Genomic DNA, 16260 nt, shown 5'->3' with positions numbered 1-16260 from the left:
CTGTGGAAAGCTCAAGTGATGCGATCGCAATAGCAAGTAAAACAACGACTGTTTGATCCCTTCTTTAGTACTAAGCCTATTGGTTAACGCACTGGTATGGGGCTGTCTATTAGCTATCAGATTATCTCACAAAAACATGGAGGTAGTTTAGAATGTATTTCGCAGCCAGGATGTGGGGCTGAGTTTGTGATTTCTATTCCCCTTCGTCAAGGGTAAGTTACTTAATCTTTATGCTTGAGCTTGGTACTTCTGAAAGGAAATTTAGCGAGAGTTGATCAATCTATCCATCACTAAAATCCTGATGTTTGAAGAGTTTTCACAATTGTATTTTTTGAAGATTGAAGGAGCGATCGCTACTTTTAAATTACTTGATATGACTAATGTTCATTGTTCACTAACAACCATCATAAGTAATATTTATTTGCACCCTTTCACTTCAAGGAGCCAGACAGTGATTATAAGTTAATAATTAGTTATTTTCAAAAAAAATAACTACTTCAATTGATAATACCTCATTCAGCAGTGCTGAGAAAGCATTGAAGGCTCATAAGTCCTGATTTTTATCTGGTAAGCATTTTTTAAATGATATATGATTAGGATATACTAACGAAAACACAACATCATTTATACCATTTCTCTATGAAGATGCACTAAATCTGACCTCTCTGTAGTTCTCTCAATTACGAGAGACGACGATAGCTGAGGGTAAATAAAGTGCATTTTTGCAAAGAATTGGTATTACACAAATCAGAGTGACATATTATGAGAGAACAAGTCAAAGTTATTAAGCTCAGCGGAAATTTAAACGCCACAACCTCACAAGACTTTCGGCAAAATATTACTGCGATTTTAGAAAGTGGGGCAAAAATCGTATTAGTTGATTTTCAAGATGTAACGTTTATGGATAGTTCTGGTTTAGGTGCTTTGGTGTTGGCTTTCAAAACATTACGAGCGGCAGATAGCAAGCTTGTTGTCTGCTCGATTAATGAGCAAGTCAGAATATTATTTGAACTAACTAATATGGATAAGGTATTTGAAATTTTTCCCAGCCAAGAAGCATTTAATCAGGTTTTAGTTTCGCAAAACTAAATTAATCAAACTGAATCTGAAGTATAGATAAATCATCATCAAAAGCCTCTTTGGAGTTCAAAGTGATTAGGTAGTTTAGTATCTGTTCAAGTTGGTAGTCCAAGGGATGCTGTAGGCTAACTAATAGCTGAATAAAAGCATCCAAACTCCAAAGAGTGCCATCAGATTTAGTAATCTCATAAGCACCGTCACTAAAAATATAAAGGGTGCTGAAATTTTCAATATTGCAAAACCCATCAACATATTTTGCATCTGGAAACATCCCGATTGGCATACCGGGTGTTTTTAAATATTTAACTTCAGAGATTTTTTGATTTGTACAAGATACTAAAATTGCTGGTGGATGACCTGCACTAGCATAAGTTAACTGGCGCTTGACTCGATCATAAACACCGTACCAGATTGTAAAGTATTTGTCATTTTGATAACTCATCTGAAAGGTATCATTCAAAGCCGTCAGTACATCACTAGGTTGATAGTAATTCAAACTTTTGAGAGCGCGAGAACGCAGTAGATTCAGTACTGACACTGAAGGAAGAGTAGCTTTTAGTCCATGTCCGGCTGTATCTAGTAGATAAATTGCCAGATAATCGGAATCGAGCCAGTAATAATCGAAACAATCGCCGCCGAGTTGCCGCGATGGAATAAATCGAAAATTTATGTTAAAAGGTTCAGTTATCGGCGGAGGTAGAAGCGATCGCACATATTCTGCTGCTTCTGCCATTTCTGCCTCTAAAAGCAGCTTTTGTGTTTGTAAATCCCGACTCAACTGATGCAGGCGCAATCCTGCTCTTACCCTTGCTTGTAATTCATTTTGCTCAATGGGTTTGGAGATAAAATCATCAGCACCAGCGTCTAAACCCTTAACGCAATCGGCGACTGAATCTAAGGATGTTAATAAAATAAAAAATGTCGTGGATAATCGGGGGTCTGTCTTGATGCGGTGGCAGACTTCTAGACCATTCAAGCCTGGCATGATCCAATCACAAATAATTAGTGCTGGATTGCAAGCCAGCGCCTTTTCTATTCCTTCTTCTCCACTACTAGCAGCGACTACCTTATAACCCTGTTTTTCCAACATCCTTTTCAGGAGTATTTTCATTGAATGGTCGTCATCAATTATTAGTATTTGAAACATAGAAGGTTGCGGGCAACAATAATTAATAATTGGATTAAAAAATAAAAATATAGTTAAGGCTAATAGGTTAGCAGTATCAATACAGAGATACTACTAATCCATTTCCAATTGTCCACCGAATTTATCACCTTTTGACAACCATAAAATGTTATGGCGGTGAAAGAGGATTCAGCCACAAGAGAATGATCCGTTTTAGTTGGTTCAAGTCGCGGTATGCTTCTTGTTTGAACCATTGCCCTAGGGCGTCAAAGGGGGTGAAAGATGATCCAGTTTGCCATTTGATGTCTTGACCTAATGGTGTGGTGTGGGTTCCAGGTAACGTTTGTGCTGTCACCATCTCAGGAAAGCGTGCTTGTAAGATTTTGGTTAAAGCTGCCGATTGGTCGATGGTGTCATTGCTAAATTTTATTAATAAATTGCGCCGAACATTGTATCGTTCTTGTACAAGCTTGTTAGTTTCCAACGGTGTGGGGGTAAACTCGATCGCAAAAGTAGAATTGAACTGTTCGACTAGGGGGATAGCTTCCCTAGCGGCGTAGTTGTTGAAGGATATTAAGATATTGCCAGCGCGTTCTACTTTAAAGAGGCTACCAATTAGCAAGTGAAGTTTACAGCCCATACTGTGTCCAATACCGTAGATGGGAAGATAGAGCTTGCGTAATGCCGCGGAGTCGTGTAGACGTTCGAGAGTCCGATCAAAGTTTAGGAGTACAGTTTTAGCGATCGCAGTATGATCCAACGTGTTAACGAAAGGCGTAGCAATTACAACATAACCTTTACTTGCCAACTGTTCTAGTAACCAACGGTAAGTAATGTGGGGTGCAGTGGCGACGAATGCACCTCCCAAAAAATGGATGATACCGATGGGATTTTGCGGAATGATTACCCAGTTACCTCTGACTTCTTTCCAGTCCATGCTAATGAGCGATCGCTTCAGGGATATTCTTTATGTTAAACCGGGGATTGTAGTCGTGGGGAGGATTATAGAAAAAGCTATTGAGGATGTAAAGCACAGAAAAAGCGATGCCTACGGCTGGCTGTGCCTACGTTGTTTCTAACTGACTCGCTTCACGTAATTCGCCTAATTATTAGCTTTAACGCTGACTCTGTAACCTTCTCATTTCATGTTGCACATCTAATGCAATCTGTAGTGCTTCATTGAGTAATCTTCCATGCTCAGTAGCTTGTTCAGTTACTTGCATAGCTGTTAAAGTTGCTAAATTGTTGACGAAAAGTTCTGTATTACTGAGAATAAAGTTTTTATTTTCTCTCAAAATCTTTTCTGTCTTCAAAGCGCGGATTAAATCGGTTTTTGTGAGTTTCAGTGCTTCGATAACTTTTTCTCTTTCTTTTATACTAACTTCTGGATTACCAGCTTCTTCTATTTGATCATTAATATCTATTGCTCTAATAACATCATTATATCTATCAACATCATTTAATAAAACTAGTAAAGAGTTTGTCATATTTAACTTGACAAATTTGCTATTTTTCTTCCAGATTAAATATAAGATAGTTTGGATAGCTCCACCCACCCAAAGACCTAATATTATTAATAATATCCAAGATGGAATTGTTATCCATGTAGCAAATACTTTGATAATTACATCAAATAAAAGATAGCTAAAAACAATTGTAGAAAAGCCAATAAAAATTACAGTTGCTCCTTCAGAGCCTTTAATTTTTTCGAGAAAGTTTACTCCCAATTTTTTGAGAGGATTTATAATAATTACAAGTTTATCATTAACAGGTAAATTAGTCAGCTTTTGTAGTTCCTTTTGACTAATCTCCAAACCTTGTAAATCATCCCTCACAGCTTTCAAATCCTTGCCAGAATAGTTATTTAGTATAATATAGCAATCAAATTTCTGGAATGCTAAGCAAGCAGGTATTTTGTCCAAAATTTTTTATGCAAATTAATACTTCTAGCCTAGGGATATATTTTTGTACAATCTGATACTCATTTGCAAAGATAACTAGTCACACCCTAAAGATTGCTACATACTATTAGATGAGTTACCTATAAATCTGAGTAAATAGGGAATAGCCACTAACAGCAAAAATGAAAAGAATAGCGGCTGAAAAGATTACTACATCTCTGACAATAAATAAAATCCAATCTTTTCTTAGTTCTTGTTTAAACTCTAGTTCTCGCAGCTTTCGCTCAAGTTCTGCTTCTTCGTGTGACTGTAAGTTTACTATTGATACAAGTAATGGCTTGTCGCCTTTGCTAGCAATTATTTTTGATAAATCAATTAAATCTGTCATGCTGTTAGATGCCAATAACTTCAGTCTCAAGGTTTTGGTTCTCGTCTGCAATCCAGAGATGCTTACCTTTTTGCTTGGCTTCTACTGCTACTTCCATAAGTGCGATCGCTTTTAGCAACACTTCCGCATGATCTCCATTAATCTGTTGAGCCAGTTTGTTTAGTGTCTCATGAAGTTCTAGCGATAAATCTAAATTTATTTGAATTCGTTGGGTTTTATCTTGTGTAGTCATTGCTACCACCATTATTTGCATCAAGGTTATACCCGGATACAGAATATCACTTTTATTTTTATGTTTCTACTAGGAAAAATGCTTACACATTAAGATATGCTAAGTTACAACCGAATTCCGTTAATAAATTCTGTCCTAGCTTCAATTATTGAAGGCATTAAAACACAACGTACTAACAAATTTATATCTAATTCTGGCAGCAATTTACTTTGAGTAATTTGGTCATAATTATCATTACTAAGATGATATACAGATAACTGATTATTTTCCCAAAACCAGACTTCAGGAATTTTAAACCGCTTATACTTTTCTAATTTATCTATGCTGCCACTAGTAATATTTATTTCAATTACCAAGTCAGGATTTTCTTTCTTTTCCCCTATATAATAAGATTCATCAGGCTCAAAGGAAGCTCCCTTTTGCTGTGCTCGGCGAGTGGCACTACCTACAGGAATAAAATTTATACCCATTTCAAAAAAGTATGTTTCTAGCAATATAGCCAGAATACTTTTAATCATCTCATGTTGTTCACCAAGAGTCATAAATTCCACACACCCATCAAGATAAGTTATCCGCAAACCTGGCGCATCTGCTGTTAAAGCTTCAAGTTTCTCAAATTCTTCCCAAGTGTAATGACCAGGTAGGAGAAATCGCTGTTCTTGAAGTATGTTAGTTTTATCTAAGATTTGTGAGTTCATAGCATAAATATTGTGTAGTTGAGTGCCTAGAATAAATATAATGCTTAGGAGAGCGATCGCTATCCCTGACTAATACCATTAATCGAGCTTTCAAAGTTTCTCAGATAAAATCCAGTTGTCTAGTTTTAATCTAGTGATGCGTTCGTAGTGACGAGTATTGTTTGTAACTAAAGTGTAATTTTCTGTCAGTGCAACACTAGCAATTAGTAAATCAAATTCAGCAATTGTTTGTCCTTTTTTACGAAGTTCTGCTTTTAATTCACCAAACTTTCTAAGAGCAGGATCAGTTAAAGGTAGAACAGGTAAGTTTTGAATAAAGTCTTCTGCATTACCTAAGTTTTCTGAAACTCGATTAGAATTGTATGCACCATAATACAATTCAGCGGCAGTGATGACACAAATGCATACTTCATCCCATCTGACTGCTAATAATTTATCTCTGACTGGCTGACGACCATTAAGCCAATAAATACACGTATCAGTGTCGAGTAAATAGTTCACAAGGTATAATCGCGTAGGCGTAGCTAGCCGTAGGCATCGCTTACAGTACGACTTGAATATATTTCATCAACAATTTCTTCTGCGGTGCGTGTATCTTCCCAGCTTCCAAAGGTTTCTAAAAAAGCTTCTGATGCATTGGGTTTTGGCTGCTGTTCAGATGAGACAATTATTTCATTCACTATCAATTGATTTGCTTCTGGGACTCCTAATTTTTTAGTTTCCTCTTTAGCTATAACCATGATTTGCATCAAGGTTATAGCCTGACGCAGAACCTCGCTTTTACTTGTGCCTATTTTATTTGCTAATTCCTCTATTATCTGATTAAGTTCAGGTGACAAATCTAAGTTTAAGCGAACCATCTTTTGAGTGTCAGTCATGGTTCTATCCTTGTATAAAATCTTAAGTACATTATAGTTGGCTAAGCCTGTAAGATTAACAGCTATAATTCAATAACTTCATAAGGTTATTCTGACTAACATAATAATCCTTGTATCTAAGTTCATTTGTTTTCGAGGAATTTATCAACTGTAATTCCTGCTTGTCGAATCAAACTTCTAAGTAACCCAGGTGCTAATTCCCGATGATTGGGAATTGATAGAGTTGGTTTTGATTCACACCAAAGTATCATGTGGCTTCCTGTTTGGTGATCTAATACATAACCGAATTTTTCAAAAATCTTAACAGCTTCTTTATCGGATATATTGATAAACGTCCCATTTATACTACAACTTCCCCAATAAAAACTTGTGATTCCTTCATAATATAAGGCTGATCATGTTTAGCTCGGACGTGGAGATATCCCGTAATAGCATCTTTAATATTTTTAATTGCCTCATCTAATGTTTTGCCTTGGCTTACGCAGCCTGGAAGTTCTGGAACTTCCGCAACATAGCCTTCATATTCTGAATCAAAGGTAAAAATAACTTGAAATTTCATAATAAATTAATCTTGTATAGTTGAAGTCTAGAATAAATATAACGCTCAAATCCTAAGTTTGTTACTTCATACCCACTGAAACGGAGAGAAGAATAATTCAAGAACTTGATAGGGTTATTCTGAATAGTGATCTCCCAGAATATAGTTTAGAACAGGGTGATATAGGTACAGTTGTTTTAGTACATCAGGGTGGCAAAGGATACGAGGTTGAATTTGTCATATTGGATGGGGAAACTGTGGCAATTGTTTCACTCCACAGCATACAAGTGCGTCCCATCGGTAGAAGAGAAATTGCGCGATCGCGGCTGATAAATTTTTAATTTATAAAGGCATACAGCTGAATAAAGTTTTAAATTTTAAGATGTATTAGTTGATGCCAGAGGCTATAGAAAATGACTATTGAGAAAATTATTATAGACAAGGTAAGAATATTACCTCCTGATAAGCAACAAGAGGCATTAGATTTTGTAGAATTTTTACTTGCGAAAATGCAAAAGCAAGAGTTATCTGCTCAAGAAATAAAATCAGGGGTTCAGCTTTGACTCTGGCTCAAGAATACATTGGTTGTGTTGAAGCAGCGAGTGATTTGTCTACAAATAAAGAATATATGTATGGTTACGGTTCGTCATAAGGCAATGTGTATTGCTAGATACAAGGATAACTTTATCTGTGTCATTTACTTTTAGCTAAGAAAGTAAAAAATACTTCCTACAGCAGCACCTACTACACCACCAATTGCAGCACCAATTGGCCCACCAACTACCGCTCCAGCACTTGCACCCGCCGCTGCTAAAGCTGGAATAACTTCTATAAGTTTTTTCTTAATTAATTCTTTCTGTATACCTGTAAATGCAAAATCATTAACATTAAATTCATGATTTACATCTTTTTTACCTTCAGTTTGAAATTCAGAATTATTATAAAAATTCCAGTTTGGCTCTCTATTATCTTTATTAGATCGTGTTTTATTTATTATAGAAGCGGTTGCCATCAAAAAAGGAATAGCACCTCTCTCAGACATTCTTGTAAATACTTGTGTATATAATTCTTCTAACCATCTTTTGCCATCTGGTGTTGTTTGGTTTTTATTATCTACGGCGACTGAGGGAATTGTATTTGCAATTTCTTGACCTGTATGTTTTGAAATTTTATCTCTAATACGTTTAGTTCTTCTAAATAATCATCAGCTTTATTAGCGCGTGTGAAGACAATTACAGAATGTTCCCAAACTTTTGGTGTAAATGCTTCTGAAATAATTTGTATACCTTTCTTTTCGTCTTCACCAACTCTTGGGTCATCAAGACGAGTTACAAACCAAAGTAAATCTATCTGGTTGACTTGCTGTTGAATCAATTCTATATACTTTTGATTATTGCCTTTTTCCGGGATATCGTCACACAGTCTAGGCGTATCAATTATTAAACATTTAATACCATTCATTTCATGTTCATATTCCTGAACTTGCATTGTTGTAGCATCATATTTGCCAACATGAGCAATTTCCTGACTCAGTAACGAATTAACAGTACTAGATTTACCAACACCTGTTTTACCTAGTAAAAGAAATACAAATTTTTTATCTTGAGATAGCTGTAGTCTATCAATTAATAAACTTAATAGTTCTCCGAAAGAAGAAGATATAGATTCTTTGCTTGCTGCCAAGTTTTTTGTAATTTCATCCACTAGCTTTTTAGTTGTCTCATTAAGCATACAGTTACTTCTGTTAATTAAATACTATATATAGTAATACATCGTAAAATTATAAAAGTAACCGTAAATACACGTATTAAAACGCTAATTTGTCTGCGTTCATGTGCGGTTAAAAATTTAGACTTTTCTACTTAATAAACCCAACCTTAATACACTAATGTGATCGCACGTTTCGTTAACGCCTCAGCAGTCAATCCATTAAATGCCATTAAGTAGTTTCCCACGCTTACATATAAAAGTATCGAGCTTCGTTTCTAGCTCGTAAATCAGATTTTGTGACTCGTTAACTAAGTTTACGACTTGTAAATAAGGTTTTGTGACTCGTTAACTAAGTTTACGACTCGTAAATAAGGTTTTGCGACTTGTAAATAAGGTTTTGCGACTCGTAAACTAACTTTTGTGACTCGTAAACTAACTTTTGTGACTCGTAAACTAACTTTTGCGACTCGTAAATTAACTTTTGCGACTCGTAAACCTGTTATTCTCAACAAATTTCAGCAAATCTACCCGCATTTATCTTGTGGGCTAATCTTAATGCTCTCAAAGTTCTCATAAAAAAACGCAAATATACGCATTGCAACGCAATTTTTCAGCGTTTTCATACGTATAAATGCGATAAAATTAGAAACAATTCCAGCTTTAATGCACTAACGCGATCGCACGTTTCGTCAACGCCTCAGCAGTCAATCCATTAAACGCCATCAACTCACCAGCACTGGCTGTAGTTTCCCCACGCTTCCAAGCAAAGGTATCGCGCTTGCAGTTACTCCGCAACAAAATAGGTTCCAGCATCGCCGCAGCACCACCTGTCACAGCAATTAGCGCATCACCATCAAATAATTCGGCAAATTTAGTATCATCTAAAAAACCACCTTCTGGTTCTGAACAAGTCTCCCAGGCGGTATCATCAGGACGATATAACTGTCGAGGATTAATTACAGAAACTATCTTGACGCCAATACCTTCATTTTCTAAGAAAGCAGCAGCTTCAAATACTGGCATTAATGTCATATCGCCAATCACAGCAAACACAACTTGTTTATCACCAGCAACTTCATGCAATAGCACCGCACCATCTCGCAACCCTTGACGATTTTGTTCCAAAGTAGTGCGAATTGGCAGAGGTGATTTACTTGCAGTAATCACAATTCCCTTATTTTTAGTTTTCAATGCCCAGTCATAACAGGCTTGGATACTATTAGCATCAGGGGGAAATAATGGGAAAACATTTCCATTTCTCATCAACGAAGCAAAGTAAGCTTCAATTTCTGGACGTTGGTGAGTCCAACCGTTGCGCCCTTGCTCTAATGCCCCAGCTGTAAATAAAGTAATTGTTGAGGGAGTTGGACGTCGCAATTCTGCCATTGCTTGGGTAACAGTTTGCCAGATTGGTAATCCATTGATGGCAAAAGATTCGTAGGAACACCACAAAGTTCTCGCACCCATTAACGCCAAACCAGCAGCTAAACCTGCACAAGCATCTTCACTCAAAGGTTCATAAACTTGTCCGTTTGGTGCTTGGTTATATAAGTCATCAGTTGTGGGATGGATAATTTTGAGTGCTTGGTTGATGTTAGCTATTCCAGATGCTTCGTTACCGTCGGCGTTGGTGACAAGAAAATTCTGATCCTTTTTTCCGACAATTCCCACTAATCGTCCCATTGCTGTTGTGGAAACTTTGGGTTCGCCACCTACTGGATATTCTTCTAAAGGTAATTCGCCTAAGTCTGGTAATGGTAATTCAAATTCTGTCACCACTGTCTTGGCCGCGGGGCCTCCACCAGCGCGTTCTGCATTTGTCCGTACTAATTGCCAAGCTTCAGCTGTTAAAGCACGGGTTTGCAAAGCACTGATTATGTGAGGAGCATCTAACGTATCTTTAGGATAGAGGTTGTGAGATTTTGCACCCCGCGCGTGGACGCCTGCACCTTTGAGTTGTTTAATGATAAAAACGGTAAGTTTGCCGCCAAGAGCCGATCGCGCTGCTTTATCTACACCGGAAAGTACTGCTTTGGTAAATTCTAGTCGTTGCTCGAAGGAAAAGGCGGTACTATCAACGTAATCGCCTGGTTGGTTTTGATCGTCAAAGTCTTTGGCATCCACTAATATGACTTCATCAAAGCCGTTACCTTGCCAGTATGCCTGCATCTGTTCGTTAGTTTTGAGAGAAACCATACTGTGGTGTTCTTGGCTATAACCATTCCACACCAGAACTGGCAAGAAGTTAGTAGCATTTGGATAAGCAGTATGGAAATGCGCGATCGCACTTACAATATAAGGCTCACCCAGCCCTCCATCACCAACTGTAAAGGGGAATAACTTATCTGGGTGTAGCAATGCAGCCGCCATTGCAAAGTGTTGTCCTTGTCCTAGGGGGCCCGCTGGTGCGAGAATACCAGGTATGAAACCGGAGAGGTGTCCTAACAAACCGTGTTTTTCCCGGAAGCGATCGCGCAATTGTTGAACCGTGAAAATCCCCATATCCTCTAAAGAGCGATCAAGAAACATCGCACTATAAAATCCGGGGGCGTGGTGTCCGACTTCGGTGATAATATTTTTGTATCCCAGCATGACAAGAGATGCATAAGCTTCTGCTTGGCTGGCAAATCCGCCCGGATGTCCAGAAGCCTTACTACCAGTGACTTGTAATGTCAGGTAGCGTAGGGCATCAGCAGCCAGTAAAGTTTGATAGACAGCTGCGGGATCTGTGGGAGCTGCGATCGCTACTTTACCCGACTCTACAGCAGGTTTCGCACCATAAGTTTCAAAAGCTGGTAGCGCTTCACTAAAATATTGGATTCCTTCACAAAAATCAGGAAGCGCTGAAGATGCCTTTGGAGAGATTGCAGTCATGCTGAGTACCTTATAAAAAGAGGGGAAAATGTAGATGCTCGTTGAATTTAACAAAAATTTTACATCTTTCAGGTTGTAACAGTTTATTGCTTTTTCACAACATCAGGATAAGTATCTTAAATCGTCGCTCAACAAGAATGGATACTTTTCAGTTAGTTGAAGAAGTCACAAAAAATTATATAGGTATAAAAAACTTCGTCCACAAGCGAAAAGTTACGTAGGTCGGAAACTCGCTGTAGAAAGCTTTTCAAAACAGCGAAAAGTTTGCGTGTCCAGGTTTTCCGGCGCAAAACTTTTCAAGACGAGGGATAGAATTTTTGGGCATGGGAGATAGGGAAGAATTACCAATGCCATACACTTCAAGTGGCTTTTAATAAAACAACCAAAAGATAGAATTTCGGTAGTGTCTGCTCAAAATATTTTTAGGAAGCTTTTTTGCAAAATCCCTCTAGAGATTCATGTAAAATTTGATAAACTTTATAAAAGTTAATACTAATTAATTACGACCTCTTATAAATACTTAAATCCTAAAAGTATTAAATTTATAATGAAAGGATCTAACGAGCTACGCACACCAGCGTTGCTACAAACGCTGCAATTAATTACTCAACCTACGCAATTTTTAGAAAATTGTGCTGCTAAATATGGCGATACTTTTACAGTGCGAGTAATGGGGTTAAAGTCACCGCCAGTAGTATTTTTTAGCCATCCCCAAGCAATTAGTGATTGTTTTGCTGTGCCTGCACAAAAGTTAGATTTTCAGAAAGCAACTCATGTATTTAAACCCTTATTTGGTGAGAATTCAATTGTCTTAAAAGAGACGCGATCACATCATCGACAGCGTCAGCTATTGCTACCAGCTTTTCATGGCGATCGCATCAAATGTTATGGGCAATCAATTTGTCAAATCACTGAAAGAGTTACCCAAGATTGGAAATTAGGTACAGCAGTTTCTATACATAACTTGATGTCCGATATCACCTTAGAAATTATCTTGGAAGTAGTATTTGGTGTTAGTCCTGGTGTGCGTTACCAACAATTAAAAACACAATTGAGTTCTTTGTTAGAAGATGTAACTAAACCTTGGTATTCTAGCTTGTTTTTCTTCTCCATACTGCAACAAGATTTCGGCGCATGGAGTCCCTGGGGAAGTTTCTTGAGAAGGCGACAGCAAATAGACAAACTTATCTACGCAGAAATTCATGAAAGACGTTGGCAAAATGATGCTGAACGTACAGATATTCTTAGTCTGTTGATGTCGGCGCGTGACGAAAACGGACAACAAATGACAGATCAAGAATTACGCGATCAATTAGTTTCATTACTGCTGCTGGGTTATGAAACAACAGCAGGTGTATTAGCCTGGGTATTTCATTTGATTCACTCCCACCCAGAAGTTAAAAATCAGGTAATGCAAGAATTAAACGCTTTGGATAATCCAACAAATCCAGAAGCAATTACACAACTACCTTACCTCACCGCCGTCTGTCAAGAAACACTGCGGATTTACCCCATTGCCTTAATTTGCACGCCAAGAATGGTAAAGGATATGGTAGAAATTATGGGTAATAAATTCACATCAGGAACAATTTTAGTTCCATGTATTTATTTAGCCCATCGTCGAGCCGAAACTTATCCAGAAGCAAACCAATTTCGACCAGAAAGATTTCTCAATCAAAAATTTTCACCACATGAATATTTACCTTTTGGGGGTGGATATCGTGGTTGCATTGGCGCAGTCTTTTCTATGTATGAAATGAAACTAGTATTAGCTACAATATTATCGCAGTTTCAACTAACCCTTGCTGATAATCTTCCAGTACATCCGGTACGTCGTGGCATTACTATTGTCCCTCGTGGTGGCGTGCAAATGATTGTTACCCAGGCAAAAATAAAAAGGTAAAAATTAATTTTTGCGTGGTTATTCTATCCTCCTATTTAGATATATCGTCCTATAGATACGCTTCTGAGATCCAGCATCTACAGTAAACAGTAATAAGATATTAGGAGATTTAGAATTCATGCCTGACGAGCAACGGTTAGAGGAGCAATTCCTATCACAAGAAGCTGAGAGGATGGTATCCCAACAGATAGATAAAGCAGAACAAATTGATATAGATGTGCAAACCGATCTGTTGAAAATAGTTCAGGGACAGGCAGATGGAGTTTCAGTTAGTGGTCAAGGATTGATCATAAAAAAAGACATCCGCGTACAGGAAATTAAACTGCAAACAGATAGTATTGCTATTAATCCATTAAGCGCTCTTTTTGGTCAAATAGAACTAAACCAACCAGTAAATACCATTGCTCGTGTTGTACTCACAGAAACAGATATTAATCGTGCTTTAAATTCAGACTTTGTTCGTAGCAATTTACAAAGTTATGATTTGAATGTAGATGGCGAAACAGTGAGTTTAAAGCCGCAAGAGATTCAGATATTTTTACCTGGTAGTGGCAAACTAGAATTCAGGGTAAAGGTGTTGTTAACAGAAATGGGCAAGACTCGCTCGTTAAGTTTTATAGGAATGATTCGCCCACGCACTCATTCGCAACCTTTGATGCTAGAAAGTTTTAACTGTACTCAAGGTGAAGGTGTTTCTATAGAGCTAGTTGTGGCAATTATGCAAAAAATCAAAGAATTAGTGAATCAATCATCTTTTAAATGGGAAGATATAGTATTTCGGATCAAAGATTTAGAAGTAGAAAAGGAGATTATGACAGTGATGATAGAAACTCAAGTGAGGCAAATACCATCATCGTCAACTGTCGTATCTCCTTAGTAGTAGAAGCAACTACAAAAAATAAATTTTGTACCTAATGAGTGATGTAAAAATGTTAAAAGTTTTCTAATATTAGAAATCTAGCGCATTCTAAAATCACAATTATGCAAGAGTACGACATTGTAATTATTGGTGCAGGACACAATGGTCTAGTTTGTGCTGCTTATTTGCTGAAAGCTGGCTATAGTGTTCTGCTGCTGGAAAAGCGTTCTGTTCCTGGTGGTGCGGCGACAACTGAAGAATGTTTACCGCAAGAAGCTCCTGGATTTAAATTTAACTTATGCGCTATTGATCATGAATTTATCCACCTAGGGCCAGTTGTCGAAGAATTAGAATTGGAAAAATATGGTTTGGAATATTTAGAGTGTGATCCAGTTGTTTTCTGTCCACATCCTGATGGCAAGTATTTTTTAGGTCACAAGTCGCTGGAAAAAACTTGTGCAGAAATCGCCCGTTATAATGAGCGCGATGCCAAAAAATATGCAGAATATACAGATTATTGGCAACGGGCGCTGGGTGCAATGATTCCAATGTTTAATGCACCGCCAAAGTCAGTTATAGATATCCTTGGTAACTATGACATCACAAAACTGAAAGATTTATTTTCAGTAATTGGTTCCCCAAACAAAACCCTTGACTTTATTCGCAATATGTTGACCAGTGCTGAAGACTTGGTTAACGAGTGGTTTGATGAGGAATTTCTCAAAGCACCTTTGGCAAGACTTGCATCAGAACTTGGTGCGCCACCATCGCAAAAAACCCTTGCTATTGGTGCAATCATGATGGCAATGCGTCATGACCCTGGTATGGCTAGACCTCGCGGCGGTACTGGCGCACTTGTACAAGCTTTGGTGAATTTAGTTAAAAGTAAAGGTGGCGTTATTCTCACAGACCAACACGTTGATAAAATCCTAATTGACGATAAAAAAGCAGTTGGTGTACGGGTAGCTGGTGGTAAAGAATATCGCGCTAAACATGGGGTAATTTCTAATATTGACGCTCAGCGGTTGTTCTTACAAATGACTGATAAGAGTGATATCGATGCAGTTGCTCCAGAGTTAAGGGAAAGACTAGAACGCCGTATCGTTAATAACAATGAAACTATCCTCAAGATAGATTTGGCTTTAGATGAACCGTTGCGCTTTCCATATCACGCGCATAAAGATGAATATCTAATTGGCTCTATCTTGATTGCAGATTCCGTGAGTCACGTGGAACAGGCTCATAGTAAATGTACCTTGGGAGAGATTCCTGATTCTGATCCCTCTATGTATGTGGTGATGCCTAGCGCTCTTGACCCCACATTAGCACCACCAGGCAAGCACACCCTGTGGATTGAGTTTTTCGCCCCCTATCAAATTGCAGGTGCAGAAGGTACTGGTTTAAAAGGTACTGGTTGGACAGATGAGTTGAAAAACAAAGTTGCAGACAGGGTAATTGATAAGTTGGCGACCTATGCACCCAATGTGAAAGATGCAACTATTGCGCGTCGTGTTGAGAGTCCAGCAGAATTGGGAGAAAGATTAGGTGCGTATAAAGGCAATTATTACCACATTGACATGACACTAGATCAAATGGTGTTTTTCCGTCCTTTGCCAGAAATAGCAAACTACAAAACCCCAATTGACAATCTATTTTTAACTGGTGCAGGGACGCATCCAGGTGGTTCTATCTCTGGAATGCCAGGACGCAATTGCGCCCGTGTGTTTTTGCAGGCTAAGCATCCAATTAGCCAGACTTTGAAGGATGCAAGAGATTCCATCAAGTCAACGGTAGAGTCAGTTTTTGGCATTAGTTGAGCAGGATGTATGCATAAATGCGTACATTAGTTGAATGTCAAAGATAATATCTCGGAGTTCTGAGTTTTGATCTCGGAGTTCCGAGTTTTGCTCTTGGAGTGTCGAGTTTTGAGAGCGATCGCTACATAGCAACACAAATTATCGTTAAAATAGTTGCTAAATACTACCGGAAGTTTACGAAGTCAATTTATAAGTCCTCCTTTGTAAGCAGGCAAGGTCATACTTATAACAGGTGACAAATAGAACTGAAAGCTGA

18 protein-coding genes and 2 pseudogenes are annotated in these 16260 nt (G+C 38.0%); 7 read left to right on the top strand and 13 right to left on the bottom strand.

What is annotated here, in order from left to right; genetic code table 11:
- Nucleotides 1–36 precede the first annotated feature (36 nt).
- Both HCR01_RS38505 and HCR01_RS07180 read left to right on the top strand, forming a co-directional pair.
- A pseudogene (locus HCR01_RS38505) lies at nucleotides 37–216 on the top strand (ATP-binding protein); the annotation flags it as partial.
- Between the two features lie 546 nt (nucleotides 217–762).
- Nucleotides 763–1089: an STAS domain-containing protein gene (locus HCR01_RS07180; RefSeq protein WP_193195543.1), complete on the top strand. Its 327-nt coding sequence runs from the start codon at nucleotides 763–765 to the stop codon at nucleotides 1087–1089.
- Between the two features lies 1 nt (nucleotide 1090).
- On the opposite strand, the gene HCR01_RS07175 is transcribed toward HCR01_RS07180, so the two are convergent.
- From HCR01_RS07175 to HCR01_RS07130, 10 genes are all read right to left on the bottom strand, one after another.
- A complete protein-coding gene (locus HCR01_RS07175) occupies nucleotides 1091–2227 on the bottom strand; it encodes a SpoIIE family protein phosphatase (RefSeq protein ID WP_193195541.1) in 1137 nt (378 codons plus the stop codon).
- 148 nt (nucleotides 2228–2375) lie between these two features.
- Nucleotides 2376–3143 (bottom strand): DUF1350 family protein, encoded by a 768-nt coding sequence (locus HCR01_RS07170; protein ID WP_193195539.1) that lies wholly within the window; start codon nucleotides 3141–3143, stop codon nucleotides 2376–2378.
- A gap of 178 nt (nucleotides 3144–3321) precedes the next feature.
- A complete protein-coding gene (locus tag HCR01_RS07165) occupies nucleotides 3322–4041 on the bottom strand; it encodes a hypothetical protein (RefSeq protein WP_193195610.1) in 720 nt (239 codons plus the stop codon).
- 202 nt (nucleotides 4042–4243) lie between these two features.
- Nucleotides 4244–4495 carry a hypothetical protein gene (locus HCR01_RS07160; RefSeq protein ID WP_193195537.1) on the bottom strand — a complete coding sequence of 84 codons (252 nt, stop codon included), beginning with the start codon at nucleotides 4493–4495 and terminating at the stop codon, nucleotides 4244–4246.
- A gap of 4 nt (nucleotides 4496–4499) precedes the next feature.
- On the bottom strand, nucleotides 4500–4727 hold the full coding sequence (locus tag HCR01_RS07155; RefSeq protein ID WP_193195535.1) for a DNA-binding protein: 228 nt from the start codon (nucleotides 4725–4727) through the stop codon (nucleotides 4500–4502).
- Between the two features lie 104 nt (nucleotides 4728–4831).
- Nucleotides 4832–5425, bottom strand: a complete 594-nt coding sequence (locus HCR01_RS07150; protein ID WP_193195534.1) for a Uma2 family endonuclease — start codon at nucleotides 5423–5425, stop codon at nucleotides 4832–4834.
- A gap of 90 nt (nucleotides 5426–5515) precedes the next feature.
- Complete coding sequence (locus HCR01_RS07145) at nucleotides 5516–5926, bottom strand: type II toxin-antitoxin system VapC family toxin (protein ID WP_193195533.1); 411 nt, start codon at nucleotides 5924–5926, stop codon at nucleotides 5516–5518.
- Nucleotides 5927–5949: 23 nt separating this feature from the next.
- Nucleotides 5950–6303: a CopG family transcriptional regulator gene (locus HCR01_RS07140; RefSeq protein ID WP_193195531.1), complete on the bottom strand. Its 354-nt coding sequence runs from the start codon at nucleotides 6301–6303 to the stop codon at nucleotides 5950–5952.
- A 122-nt stretch (nucleotides 6304–6425) separates the two neighbouring features.
- Nucleotides 6426–6626, bottom strand: coding sequence for a type II toxin-antitoxin system HicA family toxin (locus HCR01_RS07135; protein WP_320073090.1), 201 nt, complete (start codon nucleotides 6624–6626; stop codon nucleotides 6426–6428).
- A gap of 17 nt (nucleotides 6627–6643) precedes the next feature.
- Complete coding sequence (locus HCR01_RS07130) at nucleotides 6644–6862, bottom strand: type II toxin-antitoxin system HicB family antitoxin (RefSeq protein WP_193195530.1); 219 nt, start codon at nucleotides 6860–6862, stop codon at nucleotides 6644–6646.
- A gap of 68 nt (nucleotides 6863–6930) precedes the next feature.
- Here HCR01_RS07130 and HCR01_RS40390 point away from each other — a divergent pair.
- A pseudogene (locus HCR01_RS40390) lies at nucleotides 6931–7074 on the top strand (DUF4926 domain-containing protein); the annotation flags it as partial.
- Nucleotides 7075–7254: 180 nt separating this feature from the next.
- Nucleotides 7255–7404, top strand: coding sequence for a DUF2281 domain-containing protein (locus HCR01_RS38495; protein ID WP_226889172.1), 150 nt, complete (start codon nucleotides 7255–7257; stop codon nucleotides 7402–7404).
- A 140-nt stretch (nucleotides 7405–7544) separates the two neighbouring features.
- Here HCR01_RS38495 and HCR01_RS07115 read toward each other — a convergent pair whose 3' ends face one another.
- From HCR01_RS07115 to HCR01_RS07105, 3 genes are all read right to left on the bottom strand, one after another.
- A complete protein-coding gene (locus HCR01_RS07115) occupies nucleotides 7545–7883 on the bottom strand; it encodes a hypothetical protein (RefSeq protein ID WP_193195612.1) in 339 nt (112 codons plus the stop codon).
- Between the two features lie 71 nt (nucleotides 7884–7954).
- Nucleotides 7955–8572: a GTPase gene (locus HCR01_RS07110; RefSeq protein WP_193195529.1), complete on the bottom strand. Its 618-nt coding sequence runs from the start codon at nucleotides 8570–8572 to the stop codon at nucleotides 7955–7957.
- A 639-nt stretch (nucleotides 8573–9211) separates the two neighbouring features.
- On the bottom strand, nucleotides 9212–11425 hold the full coding sequence (locus HCR01_RS07105) for a phosphoketolase (protein ID WP_193195528.1): 2214 nt from the start codon (nucleotides 11423–11425) through the stop codon (nucleotides 9212–9214).
- Nucleotides 11426–11972: 547 nt separating this feature from the next.
- Between HCR01_RS07105 and HCR01_RS07100 the strand changes: the two genes are divergently transcribed.
- From HCR01_RS07100 to crtO, 3 genes are all read left to right on the top strand, one after another.
- Nucleotides 11973–13328, top strand: a complete 1356-nt coding sequence (locus HCR01_RS07100; protein ID WP_193195527.1) for a cytochrome P450 — start codon at nucleotides 11973–11975, stop codon at nucleotides 13326–13328.
- Between the two features lie 118 nt (nucleotides 13329–13446).
- Entirely contained in the window at nucleotides 13447–14205 is a 759-nt protein-coding gene (locus tag HCR01_RS07095; protein ID WP_193195526.1) for a DUF2993 domain-containing protein, read from the top strand.
- Between the two features lie 104 nt (nucleotides 14206–14309).
- The gene (gene crtO / locus HCR01_RS07090; protein ID WP_191761130.1) at nucleotides 14310–16004 is read left to right on the top strand and encodes a beta-carotene ketolase CrtO; all 1695 of its coding nucleotides are present in this window, start codon (nucleotides 14310–14312) and stop codon (nucleotides 16002–16004) included.
- The last annotated feature ends 256 nt before the right edge of the window (nucleotides 16005–16260 follow it).

The organism is Nostoc sp. MG11, from assembly GCF_014904695.1.
GTDB lineage: Bacteria > Cyanobacteriota > Cyanobacteriia > Cyanobacteriales > Nostocaceae > Komarekiella.
This window is presented reverse-complemented; position numbering and strand designations above follow the sequence as displayed.

Coding starts and splice junctions, on each gene's coding strand:
- HCR01_RS07180 (WP_193195543.1), top strand. CDS start 763: ATGAGAGAACAAGTCAAAGTTATTAAGCTCAGCGGAAATTTAAACGCC.
- HCR01_RS07175 (WP_193195541.1), bottom strand. CDS start 2,227: ATGTTTCAAATACTAATAATTGATGACGACCATTCAATGAAAATACTC.
- HCR01_RS07170 (WP_193195539.1), bottom strand. CDS start 3,143: ATGGACTGGAAAGAAGTCAGAGGTAACTGGGTAATCATTCCGCAAAAT.
- HCR01_RS07160 (WP_193195537.1), bottom strand. CDS start 4,495: ATGACAGATTTAATTGATTTATCAAAAATAATTGCTAGCAAAGGCGAC.
- HCR01_RS07155 (WP_193195535.1), bottom strand. CDS start 4,727: ATGACTACACAAGATAAAACCCAACGAATTCAAATAAATTTAGATTTA.
- HCR01_RS07150 (WP_193195534.1), bottom strand. CDS start 5,425: ATGAACTCACAAATCTTAGATAAAACTAACATACTTCAAGAACAGCGA.
- HCR01_RS07140 (WP_193195531.1), bottom strand. CDS start 6,303: ATGACTGACACTCAAAAGATGGTTCGCTTAAACTTAGATTTGTCACCT.
- HCR01_RS07130 (WP_193195530.1), bottom strand. CDS start 6,862: ATGAAATTTCAAGTTATTTTTACCTTTGATTCAGAATATGAAGGCTAT.
- HCR01_RS38495 (WP_226889172.1), top strand. CDS start 7,255: ATGACTATTGAGAAAATTATTATAGACAAGGTAAGAATATTACCTCCT.
- HCR01_RS07115 (WP_193195612.1), bottom strand. CDS start 7,883: ATGTCTGAGAGAGGTGCTATTCCTTTTTTGATGGCAACCGCTTCTATA.
- HCR01_RS07110 (WP_193195529.1), bottom strand. CDS start 8,572: ATGCTTAATGAGACAACTAAAAAGCTAGTGGATGAAATTACAAAAAAC.
- HCR01_RS07105 (WP_193195528.1), bottom strand. CDS start 11,425: ATGACTGCAATCTCTCCAAAGGCATCTTCAGCGCTTCCTGATTTTTGT.
- HCR01_RS07100 (WP_193195527.1), top strand. CDS start 11,973: ATGAAAGGATCTAACGAGCTACGCACACCAGCGTTGCTACAAACGCTG.
- HCR01_RS07095 (WP_193195526.1), top strand. CDS start 13,447: ATGCCTGACGAGCAACGGTTAGAGGAGCAATTCCTATCACAAGAAGCT.
- crtO (WP_191761130.1), top strand. CDS start 14,310: ATGCAAGAGTACGACATTGTAATTATTGGTGCAGGACACAATGGTCTA.